This window comes from Bacillus sp. UMB0893 (genome assembly GCF_002858905.1).
GTDB lineage: Bacteria > Bacillota > Bacilli > Bacillales > Bacillaceae > Bacillus_P.
Genome location: NZ_PKLB01000009.1, coordinates 189,916 through 211,185, shown reverse-complemented (window position 1 = coordinate 211,185; position 21,270 = coordinate 189,916). Strand labels below are relative to the sequence as shown.

At 37.8% G+C, this 21,270-nt stretch carries 20 protein-coding genes and 2 pseudogenes; 15 read left to right on the top strand and 7 right to left on the bottom strand.

The window, feature by feature from the left end; genetic code table 11:
* The first annotated feature begins 11 nt into the window (after positions 1-11).
* From CYJ36_RS19725 to CYJ36_RS19715, 3 genes are all read left to right on the top strand, one after another.
* A complete protein-coding gene (locus CYJ36_RS19725) occupies positions 12-1,109 on the top strand; it encodes a GerAB/ArcD/ProY family transporter (protein WP_101568961.1) in 1,098 nt (365 codons plus the stop codon).
* A 201-nt stretch (positions 1,110-1,310) separates the two neighbouring features.
* A complete protein-coding gene (locus CYJ36_RS19720) occupies positions 1,311-2,360 on the top strand; it encodes an NAD(P)/FAD-dependent oxidoreductase (RefSeq protein ID WP_101568960.1) in 1,050 nt (349 codons plus the stop codon).
* A 607-nt stretch (positions 2,361-2,967) separates the two neighbouring features.
* Complete coding sequence (locus tag CYJ36_RS19715) at positions 2,968-3,312, top strand: DUF3243 family protein (RefSeq protein WP_101569031.1); 345 nt, start codon at positions 2,968-2,970, stop codon at positions 3,310-3,312.
* 534 nt (positions 3,313-3,846) lie between these two features.
* Here CYJ36_RS19715 and CYJ36_RS19710 read toward each other — a convergent pair.
* Entirely contained in the window at positions 3,847-4,257 is a 411-nt protein-coding gene (locus CYJ36_RS19710) for a VOC family protein (RefSeq protein ID WP_101568959.1), read from the bottom strand.
* A 272-nt stretch (positions 4,258-4,529) separates the two neighbouring features.
* Between CYJ36_RS19710 and CYJ36_RS19705 the strand changes: the two genes are divergently transcribed.
* The 4 genes and pseudogenes from CYJ36_RS19705 to CYJ36_RS19690 all read left to right on the top strand — a co-directional run bounded on the left by CYJ36_RS19705 (position 4,530) and on the right by CYJ36_RS19690 (position 7,463).
* The gene (locus CYJ36_RS19705; protein WP_101568958.1) at positions 4,530-5,588 is read left to right on the top strand and encodes a serine hydrolase domain-containing protein; all 1,059 of its coding nucleotides are present in this window, start codon (positions 4,530-4,532) and stop codon (positions 5,586-5,588) included.
* A 39-nt stretch (positions 5,589-5,627) separates the two neighbouring features.
* Positions 5,628-6,160 (top strand): annotated as a pseudogene (locus CYJ36_RS19700) (topology modulation protein).
* A 244-nt stretch (positions 6,161-6,404) separates the two neighbouring features.
* Positions 6,405-6,668, top strand: a complete 264-nt coding sequence (locus CYJ36_RS19695) for a CD3324 family protein (protein WP_101568957.1) — start codon at positions 6,405-6,407, stop codon at positions 6,666-6,668.
* Between the two features lie 156 nt (positions 6,669-6,824).
* Complete coding sequence (locus CYJ36_RS19690) at positions 6,825-7,463, top strand: FusB/FusC family EF-G-binding protein (protein ID WP_101568956.1); 639 nt, start codon at positions 6,825-6,827, stop codon at positions 7,461-7,463.
* 197 nt (positions 7,464-7,660) lie between these two features.
* Here the strand turns inward: CYJ36_RS19690 and CYJ36_RS19685 are convergent, their stop codons facing one another.
* Entirely contained in the window at positions 7,661-7,852 is a 192-nt protein-coding gene (locus CYJ36_RS19685; RefSeq protein ID WP_101568955.1) for a hypothetical protein, read from the bottom strand.
* A gap of 138 nt (positions 7,853-7,990) precedes the next feature.
* On the opposite strand from CYJ36_RS19685, the gene CYJ36_RS24540 reads away from it, so the two are divergent.
* The 3 genes from CYJ36_RS24540 to CYJ36_RS19675 all read left to right on the top strand — a co-directional run bounded on the left by CYJ36_RS24540 (position 7,991) and on the right by CYJ36_RS19675 (position 9,941).
* Positions 7,991-8,125 (top strand): hypothetical protein, encoded by a 135-nt coding sequence (locus tag CYJ36_RS24540; protein WP_257962554.1) that lies wholly within the window; start codon positions 7,991-7,993, stop codon positions 8,123-8,125.
* 161 nt (positions 8,126-8,286) lie between these two features.
* Complete coding sequence (locus CYJ36_RS19680; protein ID WP_101568954.1) at positions 8,287-9,006, top strand: YebC/PmpR family DNA-binding transcriptional regulator; 720 nt, start codon at positions 8,287-8,289, stop codon at positions 9,004-9,006.
* A 650-nt stretch (positions 9,007-9,656) separates the two neighbouring features.
* Positions 9,657-9,941 carry a hypothetical protein gene (locus tag CYJ36_RS19675; protein ID WP_101568953.1) on the top strand — a complete coding sequence of 95 codons (285 nt, stop codon included), beginning with the start codon at positions 9,657-9,659 and terminating at the stop codon, positions 9,939-9,941.
* 246 nt (positions 9,942-10,187) lie between these two features.
* Here CYJ36_RS19675 and CYJ36_RS19670 read toward each other — a convergent pair whose 3' ends face one another.
* The 4 genes and pseudogenes from CYJ36_RS19670 to CYJ36_RS19660 all read right to left on the bottom strand — a co-directional run bounded on the left by CYJ36_RS19670 (position 10,188) and on the right by CYJ36_RS19660 (position 14,065).
* Positions 10,188-10,649 (bottom strand): divergent PAP2 family protein, encoded by a 462-nt coding sequence (locus CYJ36_RS19670; RefSeq protein ID WP_101569030.1) that lies wholly within the window; start codon positions 10,647-10,649, stop codon positions 10,188-10,190.
* 237 nt (positions 10,650-10,886) lie between these two features.
* Positions 10,887-11,279: a KGG domain-containing protein gene (locus CYJ36_RS19665; RefSeq protein ID WP_374702841.1), complete on the bottom strand. Its 393-nt coding sequence runs from the start codon at positions 11,277-11,279 to the stop codon at positions 10,887-10,889.
* Positions 11,280-11,347: 68 nt separating this feature from the next.
* Positions 11,348-11,477: pseudogene (locus tag CYJ36_RS24980) on the bottom strand (KGG domain-containing protein); the annotation flags it as partial.
* A 914-nt stretch (positions 11,478-12,391) separates the two neighbouring features.
* On the bottom strand, positions 12,392-14,065 hold the full coding sequence (locus CYJ36_RS19660) for a ribonuclease J (RefSeq protein WP_101568951.1): 1,674 nt from the start codon (positions 14,063-14,065) through the stop codon (positions 12,392-12,394).
* A 274-nt stretch (positions 14,066-14,339) separates the two neighbouring features.
* On the opposite strand from CYJ36_RS19660, the gene CYJ36_RS19655 reads away from it, so the two are divergent.
* The gene (locus CYJ36_RS19655) at positions 14,340-15,752 is read left to right on the top strand and encodes a YcdB/YcdC domain-containing protein (protein ID WP_101568950.1); all 1,413 of its coding nucleotides are present in this window, start codon (positions 14,340-14,342) and stop codon (positions 15,750-15,752) included.
* Between the two features lie 59 nt (positions 15,753-15,811).
* Here CYJ36_RS19655 and CYJ36_RS19650 read toward each other — a convergent pair whose 3' ends face one another.
* Positions 15,812-16,132: a cyclic-phosphate processing receiver domain-containing protein gene (locus CYJ36_RS19650; protein WP_224773271.1), complete on the bottom strand. Its 321-nt coding sequence runs from the start codon at positions 16,130-16,132 to the stop codon at positions 15,812-15,814.
* A 317-nt stretch (positions 16,133-16,449) separates the two neighbouring features.
* Here CYJ36_RS19650 and CYJ36_RS19645 point away from each other — a divergent pair, with 317 nt between their 5' ends.
* From CYJ36_RS19645 to CYJ36_RS19630, 4 genes are all read left to right on the top strand, one after another.
* Positions 16,450-17,493 carry an ArsR/SmtB family transcription factor gene (locus CYJ36_RS19645; RefSeq protein ID WP_101568948.1) on the top strand — a complete coding sequence of 348 codons (1,044 nt, stop codon included), beginning with the start codon at positions 16,450-16,452 and terminating at the stop codon, positions 17,491-17,493.
* The gene (locus CYJ36_RS19640) at positions 17,490-18,686 is read left to right on the top strand and encodes an MFS transporter (protein WP_101568947.1); all 1,197 of its coding nucleotides are present in this window, start codon (positions 17,490-17,492) and stop codon (positions 18,684-18,686) included. Before CYJ36_RS19645 ends, CYJ36_RS19640 begins: the two co-directional genes overlap by 4 nt.
* Positions 18,687-18,886: 200 nt before the next feature.
* Positions 18,887-20,287 (top strand): alkaline phosphatase, encoded by a 1,401-nt coding sequence (locus tag CYJ36_RS19635; RefSeq protein ID WP_101568946.1) that lies wholly within the window; start codon positions 18,887-18,889, stop codon positions 20,285-20,287.
* A gap of 65 nt (positions 20,288-20,352) precedes the next feature.
* Positions 20,353-21,015 carry a DUF4352 domain-containing protein gene (locus tag CYJ36_RS19630; RefSeq protein ID WP_101568945.1) on the top strand — a complete coding sequence of 221 codons (663 nt, stop codon included), beginning with the start codon at positions 20,353-20,355 and terminating at the stop codon, positions 21,013-21,015.
* The last annotated feature ends 255 nt before the right edge of the window (positions 21,016-21,270 follow it).

The following is a 21,270-nucleotide window of genomic DNA, read 5'->3' as shown; positions in this document are numbered from 1 at the left end:
GGTATTTCAAAATGGAGAAAGTAAAAATAAGTCCTTTTCAAATGTTTTCTCTCATCTTTTTGTTTGAAATTGGCAGTGCTGTTGTAGTAGGGCTGGGGGTACAGGCAAAGCAAGATGCATGGATCGCGATCCTTATTGGAATGCTTGGGGGCATTGTTCTTTTTTGTATTTACTACTGCCTGTTCCGTCAATACCCTGATCTTCCTTTAACTAGTTATATCCCGAAAGTTTTAGGGAAAATGATTGGATACCCAGTGGCTGTACTTTACATTCTTTATTTTATCTACATTGCCTCAAGAGTCTTACGGGATTTAGGAAACCTGTTATTCATCTCCACACTGACTCAAACACCTTTATGGGTGATTAATTTATTGGTAATATTTATTATCATATATGCTAATTATTTGGGAATAGAACCATTAGCGAGGACAGGGGAAATCTTTTACTTCTTACATATTTTCTGTGTTTTAATGTGTAGTTTTTTTATTTTCAGTTCAGGATTAGTAAAGACAGAAAATCTATTGCCTCTATTGGAAAACGGATGGAAGCCTGTTATTAAAACGGCATTCCCGCTTACGTTTACGTTTCCGTTTGGAGAGATGATCGTGTTTACGATTTTGATGCCTTATTTAAATCGGCCACATTTAAATTTAAAGACGGGCCTGTTTGCAATGCTTATAAGCGGACTCATTCTTAGCTATACAACTGCTCTTAATATCGCTGTTCTTGGTACGCAAAAGCTTGAAACATCTATATTTCCTTTATTGGAAACAGTCAGCAAGGTGAATCTCGGTGATTTTCTTCAGAGATTAGATGCCATTGTCATTTCGATGTTAGTTATTGGCTGCTTCTTTAAAATCTCCGTGTTCACATATGCGGCAGTGATTGGATCAGCTAGTTTATTCAAAAAACGAAAGAATCCCGCCATGGTTATTGTTGTTTGTCTCTTAACATTAGCAGCCTCTCTATTAAATGCAGAAAACATCCAGGAACACATCTATATTGGACTAAAAATCGTCCCTGTTTATCTGCATCTTCCATTTCAAGCAGGAATTCCATTGTTATTGCTGATTGTTATGCTAATTCGGAAAAAGATTAAAACACGCTAGATTCAATTTTCTAATGCACTTTTACAAGTGAGAATGTACTGATCCTGTGGACAAACCCATAATCTATAAGGGATTTTGAAGAATCATACATATATTTTTTACTGAATCCATAATAATTTTTATTGTAAAAACAATTGAGAAAGCGTATGATTAAATGAGAATGAGAATCAATTACATTTGATTGCCGGGGAGTGTCGAGAAATGGAAGAGATTGAGCTATTTGATGTAACAGTCATTGGGGGAGGACCAGCTGGACTTTATTCTGCATTTTATAGCGGGCTTAGAGAAATGAAAACAAAAATCATTGAATTTCAGCCGCAATTAGGCGGAAAGCTTCATGTCTATCCTGAGAAAATGATTTGGGATGTTGGAGGGCAGACGCCAATTCTTGGTGAAAAATTAATTGTACAGCTTATTGAGCAAGGTTTGACGTTTAACCCAACAGTCGTCCTGAATGAAAAAATAGAGTCAATTGCACGGAACGAGGCAGGTTTTTTCGTCTTACAAGCTGCTTCCGGGCAAAAGCATTTTTCCAAAACGGTCATCGTTGCTGTCGGAGGCGGAATCTTAAATCCCCAGAAGCTGCAGATTGATGGAGCCGCGAGATTTGAAGTTTCTAATTTAAATTATACAGTGAAATCATTAATGCGCTTTAAAGATAAAACAGTCATTATTTCGGGCGGGGGAAATTCAGCCATTGATTGGGCAAATGAATTAGTTCCCGTAGCAAAGAAGGTTTATGTGACATATAGAAAAGACGCTTTTACAGGGCACGAAGCTCAGGTGAAGCAGCTCATGAACAGTTCTGCTGATTGTTTCTTTCATACATCCATAACGAAACTGATAGCTTGTTCGAATCAAGAGGTAATTGAAAAGGTGGAACTGACAAATCACGAAACAGGTGAGGTTACATATTTGCCAATCGATGAAGTCATCATTAATCATGGTTACGAACGCGATACAGCATTGCTTAAAAATAGCACGCTGAAGATTGAAAGAGCGGATCATTATTATATTTCTGGTAATTCAGCAAGTGAATCTTCGGTAGAAGGTCTTTATGCAGCAGGTGACATTTTGAAGCATGATGGGAAATTACATTTAATTGCAGGTGCTTTCCAAGATGCAGCAAATGCTGTAAACAAAGCAAAACAATTTATCCAGCCTGACGCGCATCAAGCTGCCATGGTTTCATCACATAATGAAGTGTTTAAAAAGCGAAATAGAGAATTAGTGAAACAAATGATGCAGTAAGCAAAATCTATGTCAAACATGGATATCGTTAGTAGAAAAGAAACAGAAAGACCTTCTTAAAAGATCTTTCTGCTTTTTGCGTTTTTCTATTCCTTATACTTCTTACTGCCGGCATGAACAATCCCCACTTCAATCTTGATGTCAGATAATAAGTCACTCTGGAGAGAATATTTTTTGCCAATACAGGTGAGGATCGGTATGTCGATGAAGTCAGATTATACAAATCGGCATCAATCTTCATTCCATTCTCATAGGTTTTCCGTATATCATCCTTAATTTTCTTTTTAATTTCTTTCTTTAATGACGACCTTCACACTCTCATCAATAGTGGCCTTGGCTTTTACGTTCACTGTATATTTTAAATTCCCTTTGACAGGTTAATGAAGAGTAATCTTATACCCCTTCACCTTTACTTCCACAGTTCAAGTTTGTTTTCTTTCTTCTGTTCTGTTAACCACTGGATTCCATGAAGCTCTAGTATTTTATTAGGAAAATCTGAATTTGCTGTGAGCGGAACTTTTTTCGGATCATTTGGTTTTCTTTGTTTCGTTGCAGCTAAATGGGGTATTCATAATAGAAAGCAGGATAGAAGAAGGGAATGGAAGCCATGTCAGAACAAAATCATATTATTAAAAAGAATGAAAGTTTAGAAACAGAAAAGGTAGATAGCAGAATTGCCTCGATACCTAACGAAAAAATGGAAGATATTTTAGGAAGTTTCGAGGACTTTAAACAGTACCTTGGGAAACGGGTAGCACTTGGCGAAAAACTTGGACTAAATGAAGAACAGTTAGCTAAGACAGCAGAAAAGATTGCCGCTTATTTAGCTGAAAATGAAGAACCGCGAAATCGTGAGGAAAAATTGCTGCAGGAGCTTTGGAAAGCAGGCGAGCAGGATCAGCGTCATCAGTTGGCGCATATGCTTGTAAGATTAGTCGGGAAAGAAAATTAACCGCACTTTTATAATAAGCCGGCAGCCAAAAAAATTGGCTGCCGGCTTATTACATTTTCTTTTTAAGAATCTGAACGAGCCGTTCGATCTGCATCTGTAAGTTTAAACTCATACGTATGTCACAATGCCGGCTGCTTAATCACTTTCATATTGGTCTTTGCTTGCTCGCTTAAGCCTTCTTGATAAACACAGAAGTTCGATTCAGGAACAAATAAATAACTTAACAGACACTGAGAAGATGCTTAATGACAAAGTTGCTGCATACAAAGATTACATAAGCCGTATACATTGCAATCGCATTAAGTGAAAATGCTTAATCAAAATTTAAGGCCGAATCTTGGTTTCATGCTTATTTATTTTCTTTCTTGAAGTCATGCCAAGCCTCATGTCACCAGAAGAATCGCAGTAAAAAAGATCACTCAAAAGATGATTTAAAAATAGCGATTCTAAACGTAAAGAAACGTTTTTTTTAGTGCTTGCAAAAAAACCTCCAGCTGCCTTAGGAGGTTAGATTTTGACTATATTATATTTTTCTTATTGAACCGCACTTTCCTCCATGTACATCACTTCCCAAAGATGTCCATCTGGATCCTGGAAGCTCGATACATACATAAAACCGTGATCAATCGGTTCATTTGATTCCTTTCCGCCAGCTTCTAGTGCCTTTTTTAGGATCTCATCCACTTTTTCTCTGCTTTCAGCAGATAAAGCAATGATTACTTCTGTACTATTTGCAGCGCTGCTAATGTCTTTTTTAGTAAATGTTTTAAAATAGTCTTCAACAAGGAGCATGACAAAAATACTGTCGCTGACAACCATACAGGTCGCATTTTCATCTGTAAACTGGGGATTAAATTCAAAACCGATTGCAGAAAAGAACTCAACAGACCGATTCAGATCTTTAACCGGTAAATTAACAAAAATTTTGTCTGCTGTCAAACCCATTGTAAAGCACCTCATTTTCGTTTTTTTATTAATCATTTACGTGTTGCAAATTAATTAAAGAGTGAGCTGATCGAAGATTCCGGCACACGGCCGCTTCACTTCTATATTCGCCATCCATTACCCGATCCCTTCTGAAAAATCATTGGCAACTGAGGTAGGAACTTGATTTATAAGAACTAGAAATTTGTCATTCTATAAATATCCATTTTACTGTAAGATTGGAATTGAGCTAAGGAGAGATTTATGAAAAAAAGAGTGGAAGAGTTGATCTGATGAATCATGAGATTGGACTGCTGCTGGATATTGAAGACAGACTGAAGCATCACTATGTTCCGGGAATTGGAATGGCAGTTTTTCAAAATGGAAATATGAAGGTAGAAAATTTCGGAATAATGGAGTGTGGCACAAATCATAAAATTACTGCAGAAACGCTCTTTCATGCTTGCTCAATAAGCAAAATGGCCACAGCCATAGGGGTGCTGCGTCTTGTACAGGAGGGTGTCTTGGAGTTAGATGTGGATGTTAACCAGTATTTAACCTCATGGTGTATTCCTGAAAACAAATACACAGAGCAAAAAAAGGTGACATTACGACAATTGCTTGCTCATCAGGGAGGATTTGTAGATTCTGAAGGAAGTTTTGGGATTTTACAAAAAGATGACCAGGTCCCTGCAGTAAATGAGATACTTAATGGATATACCCGGTATAATCCCGCACCGCTTCAAGTAACATACGAACCAGAAAGTGAATTTTCATACTCTGATGGCGGTTATTGTATTGTGGAACAAATAGTCGAAGATGTGACGGGGGAATCTTTTGACGCTGTGATGGAAAGAGTGATCATGGCACCTTTAAATCTAAAAGGTACGACTTACTTGAATCCCTATAAAATGAATAAAAAAACTTCAGCAGGACATGATCAGCGAGGTCTTAGAGTAGAAGGAAAGCGAGCTTATTACCCTTATCTTGCTGCTTCGGGATTATGGACGACGCCCGCTGAACTGGCATTGCTAACACTAGAAGTTGCTGCAGCATGGAATGGAAGTTTTCACTCCATTCTGCGGCCTGATACGGCACGAATGATGCTAGAAGGATTTGGTTGTGACAAAGCAGCAGGACTAGGTGTGTTTGTTCTGCAGGATAATGATGAACCGTATTTTGTATCAAAAGGATGGGGGGCAGGGTTTCAATGTATGCTGCTGGCTTACCCGCGTCTGCAAAGCGGCATCGTTGTTATGACCAATTCTGACCCCGGAAAGCCTCAAAATGAGGCATTGACTGGTGAGATTATCCGGATTATTGCTAAGGAAAACGATTGGCCGGGATTTTGAGTTAGAGCGAAACTAGTTTGGAAAAGGAGGCCTAATAAAGTGAACCGGGTAATGGTTATTGGAATTTCTGCAGGTGTTGGAAAGTCCACATTTGCAAGAAACTTAGGTGAAATTCTGAATATGAAAGTGCATCATTTGGATGCATTATTTTGGAAGCCTAACTGGGTAGAGGCTTCCATTGAAGAATTTTCAGCAGCGCAAAAAAAATTGTGAAGAAAAATCAATGGATTGTTGAAGGGAATTACACAAATACATTTAATATCCGTTCTGAAAAAGCGGACACGATCATTTATTTAGAACTGCCTCTGTATATATGTCTTTACAGGGTTGTGAAACGATGGATCATGAATATCGGTAAAACACGGCCAGATATGGGGGAAGGCTGCAAGGAAAAATTAGATTGGGCATTCATTAAGTTTATTTATACAACCTATTATCCGCGTAAACAAAAGATGGAAGATCGATTTCTATCCTTTCAAGCTTCAGGTCCTAAAAAAACAGTCATTAAATTGAAGAGCAGACAAGAGATTCAATCTTATTTAGATCAGATGAAAAAAGAACAAAAAAAATAAGCAACTTCATGCAATAATAATGAGTATATCTTACAATGAAAGAAAAATACATATTTTAGGAGGTGGTCTAAATGGCAAATCAGCACAGATTGCCTGATTCTGCAACGTCTCATGCAAAGCCTTGTATTAGAATGGCGATACTTTGCATGGGGTAGATTTCATCAATCGCCCAAGTACCGTTTTCATTTCTAATCGTTGGCTTTGCACCTTATTTTACTCATAAAAAAATAAGGAGCTGGCAGAAATGAAAAGCGTTAAAGCAAGCATGATTTTACCTGAAAAACTAATCGCAGAAATACAGAAGTATGTTCAGGGAGAAACAATCTATATTCCGAAACCGGAAGCAAGTTATCAGAAATGGGGAACACGTTCCGGAGGCAGAAAGGCTATAGACAAAAGAAATGCCACGATCAAATATGCATTTAAACATGGCACAACAATCGATCAATTAGCTGAGGAGCATTTCCTCTCAATGGAAACGATCAAGAAAATTGTTTATACCAAATAAATAAGATTCAGATAAAACAGCACTGGTTACCTGGCTACAAGGGGAATCAGTGTTTTTTTATGCAGAGATTGATTCATAATTATTTTCTGCATATGATTTGCTTGGAACATTTAGTAAACTTGAGAAAGGATATAAGAATTAGCAGGAGTGATTAGAATGCAACCATTTATTAGAAGTGATCAGTATCATTTTATTAAAGCTCAAACGATGATTATCGTAAATGGAAATGCGACCGTTAACGATTCAAATGTTCTGCAGGCACTTAAATCTCTCGCAAAAGAAAAAGTAATGAACTTATTTATAGATATGAGCGATGAGCAAGAGCAATTATTGCTTCCAATCTTTCAAATTGAAGAAAAAGCAGATGCTGAAGAGTTTCTTGCCCAATTAATCCCTTATGTAATTCCCTTTAAAGCTGTTTCAGAGCAAACGATAAAAAAATTATTCCCTAAAGCAAAGAAGTTAAAGGTTCCTTCATTTGAGAACCTGGATTTCAAAGAAATCTCCTATTTAAGCTGGCATGATAAGGGATCAAATAAACAATATATTGTCGTTCAGCAGCATAATAAACTTGTTGGATTGCAAGGCACTTTTAATCCTTTAAACAAAAAAGGGATTTGTACATTGTGTCATGGACATGCAGAAGTGGGTATGTTTACGGTTGAAAAAAAAGGAGCAGAACAAGGGACCTTAAGCAGAAAAGGAAACTATATTTGTCAAGATAGTCAGGCATGCAATCACAATTTAAAGACGCTGGACCGCTTGTTTGATTTCGTTGTCAGGCTTGGGAAATAGAGTGTCAGTGAGGGAGGGCGATTCTTCTTTAAGGAGGATCGCCTCTTTTTTTAAAGAGATAAGAAAGTATAAAATTTTGCGCATTTATGTTTAGCACCATCGCCCAACCCCCTCGAAAAGTCAAACCCGGACTTTTCTGCCGGATTCTTTTCTGTTATGCCTGAGCTAAACGGGCGCTTTCGCTTTTCTTAATTTTGTTATTCTACTTTTTCAATTTTAATCGGATTGACGGGAACGGGGTTTGGATCGGCAAAGGTATTAAAGAGAATAAAGACGATCAGGATCGTGACAATCAGTATTACCTCTAATGTGTGATTTTTACCATTCTTTTGCTGTATTTTCTCTTTATAGAGGCTTTGTATCTTTTTCTTTTTATCATCTAATTTCATAGAATACCCCTTAAATTTGTTATGATTATCTCTATAAGTTCTTTCACTTATCTGGAAATTCCTTCTACCTAGCATATGGAAAAAGAATAATTCATACAGTGCGGCTAATAATAATCATGTTCATAAGGAGGTGCAAAAATGCCAAATTTAAATGATAACAAATTCAGAAAAATTCAATCCGAGAGCCAAAAGCAAGGGAAAACGCAGGAGGAGTATGCAGCTGAGCTTGATGCAAACCGTGCGAAAAGTCAGCAAAAGAAAAAGGAACAGTAAAACAGCGGAGGCAAGCATGTTGTGCTTGCCGGTTTTTTTGGCTTAAACACTCGAAAAGATGCTGACAATTGCGGTATAATATAGAGTAGTAAAGATACCGCATCTTTATAATGGAATATTTATGTTTCTTATAGATTTATAGTTGAAAGCGAGTGTTCATTATGGGCCGTAAATGGAACAATATTAAAGAAAAAAAAGCGTCAAAAGATGCAAATACAAGTCGTATTTATGCAAAGTTTGGACGTGAAATTTACGTAGCAGCAAAGCAGGGCGAACCAGATCCTGAATCAAACCAGGCTTTAAGAGTCGTTCTTGAGCGTGCAAAAACATACAGTGTGCCAAAAGCAATTATTGATCGTGCAATTGAAAAAGCAAAAGGCGGTTCAGAAGAAAGCTATGACGAACTTCGTTATGAAGGATTTGGACCAAATGGAGCAATGGTCATCGTTGATACACTGACGAATAACGTAAACCGTACAGCATCTGATGTACGTGCTGCATTTGGGAAAAACGGCGGCAACATGGGAGTGAGCGGATCTGTAGCCTACATGTTTGATGCAACAGCTGTCATAGGTCTTGAAGGTAAATCAGCAGATGAAGTCCTTGAACTTTTAATGGAAGCAGATATAGACGTACGTGATATTTTAGAAGAAGAAGATTCTGTTATCGTTTATGCAGAGCCTGAACAGTTTCATGCCGTGCAGGCTGCATTCAAGGATGCCGGAATTACTGACTTTACAGTTGCAGAACTGACGATGCTTGCACAAAATGAACTGGAACTTCCAGAAGATTCACAAGCTCAATTTGAAAAACTCATTGATGTATTAGAAGATTTAGAAGATGTGCAGCAAGTCTACCACAATGTTGATTTAGGCGAATAATCAATGAAAGGGGCTGTCCAATTAGTCCCTAAAATGAAGCAGTCAGGAAAAATTTGCGTTTTCCTGCCTGCTTTTTTCTGTGAAAATAATTAGTGGCGTCAGTCTCCGTAATGTTACCACTTTTAAAGAATCAAGGTCCAACAAGTGACGTCAGTTCCGGTAGTGTTACCACTTTTAAAGGTTCAAGGTCCAACAAGTGGCGTCAGTTCCGGTAGTGTTACCACTTTTAACAGTTTTAAGCATAAAAAGTGGAATCAGTCGCCGTAGTGCTACCACTTTTAAAGGTTCAAGGTCCAACAAGTGGCGTCAGTTCCGATAGTGTTACAACTTTTAACGGTTCAAAGCATAAAAAGTGGTGTCAGTCACCGCTGTGCTACCACTTTTAAAGGTTCAAGGTCCAACAAGTGACGTCAGTTCCGGTAGTGTTACCACTTTTAACGGTTCAAAGCATAAAAGTGGCTTCAGTTACAGTGGTGCTAACTTTTGATGGGGCAAGGTCCCAAAAGAAAGGGCTATCCAGTAAGTCAGTGAAAACTGGCTTTCTGAACAGCACCTTTTATTTTATTCAAAAGTCTGGCAGGAATTGACCAATACAAAAACTAAGGATACATAACAAAATAGATGGTATAGTTCTAGAAGAAGAAAATAATATGACTGAAAATTGTTTCCCTTTAAGCGGGGGGTTTCAAGATATTTTCATACCCGAACAAAACAAAGTTGTCAGGCTATCACAAACTTTAATATCCAGTGAATATATATTGCAGGAAATAGAATGGGTGAACTTCTTATATCATCATGGTGATCCTGTTCCAAAGACTGAAACAACATTAAGAATGAAAAATGAGAGAATTAGTGCTTCTTTTGAATATATTCCAGGTGATCCAATTGATGTCACAAATGCTTCCCATTGGAATGAGGAGATGTTTGAAGGCTGACGTTCTGTATGCGTAAGGATTTTTCTATTTATAAAAACTTGAAATAGGTGAGTTCGTTTTCACTCAGGATTTGAGAGAGTAGATAAGTAATGCGTGTATCTGTATATGAACTATTTTTGCTAAGATTTCAGCGGAATTGCTTGATGAAACAGTGAAGCTGGAATAAAGGGGTATATTGAAGAACTGGTGAAATCACTAAAAAAATGACCTATCCACTTTTGTGAATAGGTCTGCACCTGGAAATACTCAATTGGAATCTTCCATTTTTGCACTAAGGAGTCCAATACATAGACCTAGAATGGCTCCCCATGCAACCTCTTTTGGCTGATGTCCCAGAAGTTCATTCAGTTCTTCTTTTTGTTTAACATACCCGAGTCCAGGCAAATGTTCTGAAATAACGGCCATCTCACCATCAATATCATTGATTAGCTTGGCAATCTCCCCGGTATGGCGTCTAATCCCTTGAGCATCATACATGACGATGACTCCAAAAATGACCGCAATGGCTGTTTCAACAGAAGTTGTCCCGTGTTTTGCGGCAACATACGAAGAAAGAGCTGCAACGCCTGCTGAGTGTGAGCTTGGCATTCCCCCAGTCGTCATGACCTGTCTCAAATCCCATTTACCTGTTAATTTCTTGTATGTAAAAACCTTGAGTCCCTGAGCGATACCGATTGCAGATAGAGCTGTTATTATGCCTTTATTCATCTTCATTGTTGTTTTCACCTCATCATTAGAATGCTAGTTGACTCTAATTTACCCTGTATGTTTCGTATCCTAAACTTTATTGTTTTCTAAAATGAGATAAATATGAATGTCAGAGAAAGGAGATAATTTTTCGATTACTTTGATAGTTCCTAAAGATGCAGGAGATAAAGGATGATACTATATAAAAACTGAAAAGAGTGCTTTATTCAAGCACTCTTTTCGGTTCAAAATTCATATTTAACGTCGACTCTTTTCTCCGCCTTTGCGTCCTGCTTCTTCACGGCTCATTTTACCTGTATCATTTGAATTGCTGCTGTTTGAATGTGAGTTATTATTATTAGTGGTATTTCCGTTAGAGCTCGCTTCTCCGCCTTTTTGTCCAATCTCTTGATAGAATTCCTTATCGTGATTTTCAGCTGTAGCTTGTCCTCCCTTACGCCCTGCTTCTTCACGGCTCATTTTACCTGTATCATTTGAATTGCTGCTGTTTGAATGGGAGTTATTATTATTAGTGGTATTTCCGTTAGAGCTCGCTTCTCCGCCTTTTTGTCCAATCTCTTGATAGAATTCCTTATCGTGATTTTCAGAAGTAGCTTGCCCTCCCTTACGTCCTGCTTCTTCACGGCTCATTTTGCCAGTATTATTTGAATTGCCGCTGTTTGAATCCGAGTTATTATTGTTAGTAGCGGCATTTCCGTTAGAGCTTGCTTGTCCGCCTTTTTGTCCAATCTCCTGATAAAATTCCTTATCATGATTTTCAGCCGTAGCTTGTCCGCCTTTGCGTCCTGCTTCTTCACGACTCATTTTGTGATTGTTTTGGTTTGCCATTAAAAATTCCTCCTCAATAAAATTTGGATTTTTTAACTACGGTTTTTAAATTACCCGTCTGTCCTCATTTAAAACAATTTTCAAAAAAATAAAGAGAAAGTACCATGTTTTTTATAGAATTCAATACAAAGTTTATATTATGAGAAGTTTTTGAGAGGATATGAAATTTATTTTCGTGTTTTTGAGTAGAAAATGAATGTGGTAGGGAGGATAAGATGATATTAAAAAAGCCAGGAAAGACCGGCTTAACTAGGGAAGTGTGAAGGGGAAAACGAGAATCGTAAAATTGGGTAATTATTATTTTTGAAAATCTTTGAGAATTAATTTCAAAATTCATATGCAACGAACAAAGCAAGCCTTTTTAAGATGATTCTTTTGTTCCTTATTTAATCATGACTATTAGTAGTTTTGTTAACAATTGCAATGAAAATTCGCGAGATTAAAAAAGCGTGATGGAAAAAAAGCTTGAAAAAGCATTCCAGCCATATTTAAATTTAATTAGGTTTGTATTCTTTTCAAACCATGCCTCATATGTGCACTGGATCAAATCAATCAGATTATATCTTTTGATAAAATTGATTTTTAAGAGTTAATAAATCATTACTAATATTTGACCTTAGGCAGCACAAACTGTAATTAGTGGGAGTATTGATATTCATCTATTCAGACATTTGCAGATAAAAAGCAATTTCTGGGCTTTTTTACGTGGTCTTATGCTGCTCACTTAATTGTTCACAAAACAGAGTATACTGAAGTGGATCGCAGTGTTTACTCCTCTAATTATTTTGCTTGATTTAGTCCTCATCTAAGATAGTCAAAAAGGACAAAGTCAGGAATATCTTCGTCCTTTTTTCCTTCTTAATGCTTCGCGAATTTGTCAGTACCTGAAAGTTATCAATTTCCTGCCTCATTTATTAAACTTCAATAATGATAGGCAGTATCATAGGTCTTCTTTTGGTGTGAACATATACGTAATGTCCAAGCTTTTCTTTTATTTCTTTTTTCAAAACACTCCATTGATTGTGATGCTTTTTTGGAAGATCTTTAATGGTCTTAACAACCATTTGATTAATATCCCTGATGAGATCTTCTGCATCGCGGGCATATATAAACCCACGTGAGATTGTATCCGGTCCTGAAATAATCTTCCCTTCAATTTTATTAAGTGTTATGACAATAACAAGCATTCCATCCTCGGATAGCTGTTTGCGGTCACGTAAAACAATATTTCCTACATCGCCAATTCCTAAGCCATCAACATATACATTTCCAGCAGGAATCTCTCTCGTTTGAATCGCTTTTTGATTGTTTACATCAAGTACATCGCCATTTTTCATTATATATATATTCTCTTTTTTAACGCCAACTGCCTCAGCGAGCAGGCCGTGATGATGGAGCATTCTATATTCCCCATGAATAGGAACAAAATATTTCGGTTTCATCAAGGTAAGCATTAATTTTAATTCTTCCTGGTAGGCATGTCCTGACACATGCATTCCAGTCGAGCTGCCTGATCCATAAATAACATGGGCCCCCAATAGAAATAAGTTATCTATAATGCGTGAGACGCCACGCTCATTCCCGGGAATAGGTGTGGCTGACAGGATAACAGTATCTTCGGGCAGTATTTCTACATGCCGGTAGTTTGAGCTGGATAAACGGGCCAGTGCAGCATTTGGTTCTCCCTGACTTCCTGTGCATAGGATCGCTACGTTTTCAGGATTGTATTGGTTTACTTCATGTGCTTCAATAAGCATTTCTTCTGGCATTGTGAGATACCCCTGTTCTAAAGCAACATTTACGACATTTACCATACTGCGCCCAAGCAAAGCAAGCTTGCGGTTTGTCTTTAGCGCTGCATCGACAACTTGCTGTACGCGATGAACATTTGAAGCAAAGGTAGAGATGAATACTTTTCTGTTAGCTTTCATAAATGCTTCTTCTATATGCTCTCCGACAAACCGCTCAGAAGGGGTGAATCCAGGACGTTCAGCATTTGTGCTTTCTGATAAGAGAACGAGAACGCCTTCGCTGCCGATTTTCGCCATTTTATGAATATCGGGATACTGATTATTTACCGGTGTCAAATCGAATTTGAAATCTCCTGTATGTACCACTGTACCTTCAGGTGTATGAAATGCAATTCCAAGACAATCTGGTATGCTGTGGTTTGTTTTAAAAAATGTCAGGTTTATATCATTAAATGCAATGGAGGATTCTGAATTAATTAGATGCAGCATAGCTGAATGCAGGAGATTGTGTTCTTTTAATTTAATTTCTATCAATCCCAGTGTTAAGCGTGTTGCATAAATAGGAAGGTTAAGCTGTTTCAAGAAATAGGGAATCCCCCCAATATGATCTTCGTGTCCATGAGTCACAACTAAACCGCGGATCTTATCCTTATTTTCTTGCAGGTAGCTAATATCAGAAATAATTAAATCAATACCTAATAAACTTTCGTCAGGAAATTTAGAACCGCAATCGATTACCACAATATCATTTGCATACTGAATGGCATACATGTTCTTGCCGATCTCATTTAAGCCGCCCAAGGCAAAAATAGAAAGCCTATGATCGTGAGCACTCACAAAAATCCCTCCTAATAATTCTAAATATGTCTACTTACTATTAGAAGAGGAATATAAAAATATACATTATAAAAGATCTTTATCCAAAAGCTGCGAGATATGAAATGACAAGTGAAGAAGTTCATTATTGTATGCTGTTTAATTAAAAGCCTGATCCCGATCTATTCCTAGGGCATGATTTTTACTGTTCCTAAATTTAATCCAACTATGAAACAAAACGGTCTTTATTTCCGTATATAAAGTATAAAAAATTACAGTTCTCAAAAAGGAGAAAATGATGCTTAAAGATGAATTAAGAGAGAAAGCAAGAAAAGTTTGCGCGATACCAGAAACCTATAAACTTGAAATTGAAGATTATGCTGAGGATGGAACCCGTGCTGTTTTTATATGGAATCATCCAGAAGAAATGGATGTGGGTATTTGGATTGAATTGGATGAAAATGGGAAATTAGTTGATTTTACAAAAGACGAAATCAACCCGCCATTGAATGCTGCGCTTTTGCATGTTGAGGAGTTAAAACAGACAGCACTGCAATTTGCAGAGAGTCATTACCCTGGTGCAGTTCAGGAATTTGAAGAAGAATTTGTGAAAAAATCAGATAATCAGCTTCGTGTTTCCTATATTCAAAAGGAACTGAATTTGCCTTTGCCTTTTACGGGGTTTTACATAACGATTACTGAATATGGCGAAATCGTTCGTTTTCATTACGACGGTTCTGCTGAAAATGTTGTAATTCCACAACATATAGAAGCGGAAAAAAAGGTGAGAAGTGAGTTTCTGAAAGAAGTGAAAATGAATCTTAAGATAGCCAATTTGGAAGAAAGTATATATGAAAATGCTGATAATCGTCCGCACTTAGTATATGAACCAAAGCTGCCTTTTTATAGAAGGCGAGTGGATGGCCTTTTAAACGAACTAAGTGAAGAAGAGGAGGAAACAAAAGTTCCAGTGTATGTGAAAATCCCTAAAATGGAAGCTGGATCCATACCTGAATCATTAACTGAACTTGATGGCAGTATGATAAAAATACGTGAGCAGGATCTTGATGATGCGATTGGGGAAGTATATCGGAAGCAAGAAGCTGAACCAGTGATATCAGAATCAGATCCAAGTATCATCGGCTTTTTTAATAAACGCAATGAAAATACTGTAAAGCTAAAAAGAAACAAAGAAACCGGTCAGCTGTTAGGTCTATATTCTTTTATTGAAAGAAGGGGACCATTAATGATGAGTGAAGAAGAATGCAAGGAAATCGCTTTTCAATTTCTTTCCGGAATTTTTCCAGATGCTCACCTCTATTTTCAGCTTGATCAGTCCCAAATGGAAAGTGATGAAGATAGGGTCCTATTTTGTTTCGACCTGATTCATCATGATATCCCGATCTTATTTGGGACAGCCCGAATAAATATCGATCGAACAACTGGAAAAGTCACACATTATCTTGGAGCAGACGTTGATCCTGACCTGATTATATCTATTAATCCTGACCCCGCAATATCGGAAGAAACTGCACAGAAATTTTTTGAGCAGGTCTTTCAGATCGAAAAACAATGGAGCAAAGAATACAAAGATAACGAAGAAAGCTATTACCAGCTGGTCTATTCACCGGTTTATCCAAATTTAAGCGGCGAGCTCAGATTTATTAAGGCAGAAAATGGGGAAATGGTAGTTGGAAAACAGTTTTGAAAAAACAAAAACAGCATCACGTCTTGCATAATGCCGTTTGTTCTACTCATTATATATGGCTAAAGTGGCATAGGTTTTAAAATGACTTTTATCGAACTGGGCATTTTAAATTCATCCTGAGCTTGTTTGAAATAACGGTACATTGCCTTGCTGCCTATAGCATTTGCAGAATGTATGGTAATGCGGTTCGCAAACAGGCGATTTTTTACCATGTATTGAACAAGCATAAGACCATTCCTTTTTTTACTTACTAAGTCATGATCTAATGACAAATGATCAACAGCGTTGTTTTTCAAAAGATGGATGCACTGATCAATGGTTTCAGCCAGCACATATCCGGTGGGGCACGTTCGGTAATCATCTAAGAAGACACATATCATGATGATTCCTCCGTTCCTTATTTGACCTGATTCCAGTGTAACATACTTTTCTGTTTGAAGAAGGCAGGGAGGACATTCATAACATTTAGGAAATGTTTGTAAAAGCTGTTAGAACGGGCATTATATGATGATTGTAAAGACTCAAGCTTTATTTTGCTTGAGTCTATTTCTTTGGTGCTGAGATGAACGTTTCAGCATCGTTCAAAAAAGTATGAAGACATGTCGAATAATAATTCTATTAAATTAGAATTATTCATTCTAAATATATTGAACAACTAGTTTGAAAAAGATAGAATAAATAAAAGGAGCTGATCGAATTGAACATACTGAACACGTCATTTGAACGAAAATCGTTTGAAGTAGAAGTGAAGCATTCGATTTTATTTGAATGCGCTTTAGGGATTGCAATGATTACCTATCCTAAGCTGCATGACCAGCTGGATAAGCCAAAGCATTACTGGGATTCAGTGAGAAGCAGTTTTTCAGAAAAACTAAATGCTGATTTACAGTTTTGCCAGGAGCACAATACTTGGAAAATGCTGCTGCAGCTTTTGCATGAACAGGAATTTTCAACACTAAGTGAATTTATTGATTACATAGAAGAATTAACAGATCAGGAGCTGAAATACAAGATTATTCCTTATTTAGATCACACTCAGCAGGAAAATCGCTGGTTGGCATCAAAAGGGGATGCAGATTCTGAAAATAAGATGATTCTTGCATGCAAGGAGCATGCCTTTTTCCCGCAAATGATTCAATTTATCTGCAATGGTGATTTATCAGAATTAAGAGCCCACCTTAAACGTGTTATGGAAAGCTGGTTTAAGGAGTTTTTAGGAAAAAAAGAAACAGAGATAAAAGCGATTCTATTCCGTGATGAAAATGAAAAAGCAAAGTGGCTTAGAAGCTTAAAACCAGTAGAAGCTGTCCTTCGGGCTACAGGCACAGAGTATAAGCCAGAGCCGAATATTTCGAAAGTTTTGCTCATTCCGCAGCATGTCTACCGTCCATGGACAATACAGGCGAACTTAGAAGAAACCCGTGTATTCTACTATCCGGTCAGTGACGACAGTCTGGCAGAGGCTAGTCTTACACAGCCCCCTGCACGTCTCGTACATCTGTTTAAATCTCTTGGTGATGAAAAAAGGCTGCGAATCGTAAAGCTGCTTCGTGGAAAAGAAAGAACGCTAAAAGAGTTAACAGATTTACTGGGATTGGGAAAAACAACAGTTCATCATCATTTAGCTCTTTTACGAACGGCCGGAATTGTTAAAGTGAACGATGCGCATTATTCCCTTCAGGAGACTTCATTCAATCAAATAGAATACCAATTAGAGGAATACTTGGAGCGGGGAGAATGAAAAATGTTTCGATGCTGTTCATGAGCCAGCTGCTTTCCGCCTTTGCCAGCACACTAGGCACATTTTGCATTTCATGGATTGTGTATGAACAGACAGGCTCAAAGCTTGCCATGGGAGGGCTTTGGCTCGTAAATATTGGCGGTCAGCTGATCATTCAATTCCTGGCAGGGCCTTTCATTGATCGGTGGAAGAGAACAACCATGATGAAGGCGTCGGAAATGATCCGATATTTGGCTTTTTTGCTAATTTGGTTTGCCTTGCTTACGGGGAATGCATCAACAGTATTTCTTTACATAACCGCTTTCTTAACCTCTCTCGTTGTGTATGATGCAGCTGCAGGAGCATTGGTCCCAAAACTGGCCAAAAGCGAAGAATTAATAAAGGTGAATGCAAGAATTTCTGGCGGGGTGCAGTTCGTTCGGTTTATAACCCTTCCTCTCGCAGGTCTTTTTATCGCATTCATTGGATATTTGGATGCTTTATTCCTAGTCTTTTCTTTGTTCTTTGTCTCATATTGGATAATAGCGGGAATCAATGAATCTACTATTGAAATGACGCAAAAGCTATCCTGGGCAAAACAATTTAAACAGGGTCTGCGTATTTATAAAAAACATCCAATTCTTTTAATCTTAGGCGGATTTATCTCAGTAACCAGCTTTGGCGTGTTTGCCACACAAGCCATGTACATTCCCTATGTAGCAGAAATTTTAAGCGGTTCATCATTTGAATATGGACTTTTTGCTGCTTCATTTCCGCTTGGATACATAATAGGCAGTTATGCGGCAGGCAAATTAAATGAGCCACTCCAATCCCTTTATAGGATCATGATGTTTGTCCTCTTTATTGGAGGCTGTACGTATCTGGCTTTAGGAATCACAAACGTGCTTTGGGCTGCGATCCTGATTGAAGTCATTGCAGGAGCAGCTATGCCATTTTGGAACATATACAGCACGACACTCTATCAGCGTCTTGTTCCAAATACCATTCTGGGACAAGTTTTGTCTGTACGGTTTCTCTTAACAAAAGCAGCGGCGCCGCTTGGAATCTTGTATGGTGCATTCTGTGCTTCAAAGTATGGAATACCTGTTTTATTTTTATCGGTGGGAATGTTGATTTGCATCATGTCTTGCAGTGGGCTGGTCTTATTGTCTAGAAATCGTACAGGAAATTTAAAAAAAGAGAAATGGATTTGAAGCCTTTGCCCAAATGAGCGAAGGCTTTCATTTTGCTAAATCGAGCCTGTTTCCGGATCTGGAAAAAGTTAATATGTAGATTTTGTAAATGTTACGTAAAGGACGGACATGCATACCTTACAAATGATTAAAACTTCCTTAACTGAAAAACCATAAACTTGGAATGTAAATAAAATACGATTTTATTGGAGGTAGTTTTATTGTTTAATAGAAAGCTTGGTAAAAAAGTAATCCCTGTTGCTGTTCTTTCTGCAGTTGTAATCGGCAGTCTGATAGGAAATTTTCCTGAAGCTAAAACTGACCGTGCAGAAGCGGCCTCTAATCAACGCGGAGAAATTAAAAACGTGATTTTTTTGATTGGTGATGGAATGGGCGTTTCTTATACGTCAGCACATCGTTATTTAAAAGATAATCCTAAAACTCCCATAGCTGAGCGGACAGAATTTGATAAGCATCTTGTCGGAAATCAAATGACATATCCTGAAGATCCGGCACAAAACGTAACAGATTCTGCTTCTGCAGCAACTGCAATGTCAACTGGGTACAAAACGTTTAATGCAGCAATCGCAGTAGACAATGATGGAACAGAGTTAAAAACCGTTTTAGAAGCCGCTAAGGAAAAAGGAAAAGCGACTGGTCTTGTCGCAACTTCTGAAATCACACATGCAACACCAGCTTCATTTGGCGCACATGACATGAACCGCAAGAACATGAACTCTCTGGCAGATGACTATTATGATGAAATGATAAATGGAAAGCATAAAGTCGACGTTATGCTTGGCGGGGGAATGAGCAACTTTGTCCGCGCCGACCGCAACTTAACAGAAGAGTTTAAAGAAGATGGCTTCAGCTATGTGACAAATAAGCAAGAACTGTTGAAGGATAAAAATCAGCAAGTGCTTGGTTTATTTGCTGAAGGCGGTATGCCGAAAATGATTGACCGTACAAAAGAAACACCTTCACTTGAAGAAATGACAAATTCAGCATTAACACGTTTAAATAAGGATGAAGACGGATTTTTCCTTATGGTTGAAGGCAGCCAGGTTGACTGGGCAGGACATGATAATGATATTGTGTCTGCCATGAGTGAAATGGAAGACTTTGAGAAAGCCTTTAAAGCAGCTATTGAGTTTGCTAAAAAGGACAAGCATACACTTGTCGTTGCTACGGCCGACCATTCAACAGGCGGATATTCAATCGGTTCTGACGGCATTTATAATTGGTTTGGCACGCCGATTAAAGCGGCTAAACGCACACCTGATTTCATGGCTAACGAAATTGCAGTAAATGGTGCGGATGTTGAAAAAATATTAAAGCAATACATTGATTTAGAACTGACAGAAGAAGAGGTAGCATCAGTTAAAACCGCTGCAGAGCAGGGGAAAGCAGATAAAGATAAAGGAATCCTAAGAGTTGATAATGCAATTGAAGTTATTTTTGACAAGCGTTCTCACACAGGCTGGACTACTGGCGGCCACACAGGTGAAGATGTTCCTGTATTCGCATTTGGACCTGGAAAAGAAATGTTTGCAGGACAAAAAGACAATACAGACCATGCAGAAATTATCTTTGACATTTTAGAGGAAAATAAAAAGAAATAAATACTTGAGTTCCGCTGTTCATTTTTAACAGCGGAACACTCTTTTAATGGGAAAGGGGAATTCCGATGAAAAAATTAGTTGTTCTTCTGTCTTTAACGGTGATTCTTTCAGCATGTTCAGCTCAAGCTTCCACGAATAAAGATTCTAATAAAGATGATAAAGAAAAAGTCTCACAGTCTTCTGAAAAAAAACAAACCTCAAGCGATGTCTATGTTCCAAATCCTCAACTAACAGACGATCGATCGCTTCTGGAAATCGGACAAGCGTTCAAAGATGACAAAGGCGTTTCCAGCTTAAAAGCGATTAAGAAAGTCAATGAGACATACCGAATTGGTGATGTCGAACTGATCATTCATGATGTAAAAGTAATCGAACATACACCATCCTACAGCATGATCGATTACTTTCACGGGTTTACACATGAAGAAACGTTTGATTTTGTAAAAGCAAATATTGAGATCAAAAATACGTCAGATCAGCCAGTCTATTTTTCGCCAATTGCGATTTTGGAATCAAGTACAGGTGAACATAGAGATTGGGAAGCTGATATTTACCTCGAGGAACTGAATGGTGAGCTTGCTGCAAATGGTTCGAAGAAGGGGAATGTTGGCTTTATCCTTGATCATTCTGACAAAGAAGTAGAATGGGTGAAGATTTTTACTAGCGATTTGCTGAATGAAGAACAAAAAGTCACGAATAAGGCTCAAGAAATAACAATTGAATTCTAGTTAATATGAAAAGACAATACGAACCTCGTATTGTTTTTTCTCGCTTTTTTGCTTCTGATGAGATCAATTCTTATTAGCCGTGAACCGCGATTTATTATCCAAATTAAAACACCGTACGATCCTAAATGGAATTCCGGTAAAATACCACCCAATCAGCCTCTGTAAGAACATTTTATTCTTACTGCAGTAAGCGCATACAATGCTGATAAAACCTTTATTCTAGGATCATCCCCTGAAAAAGGACAGAAAAAATGA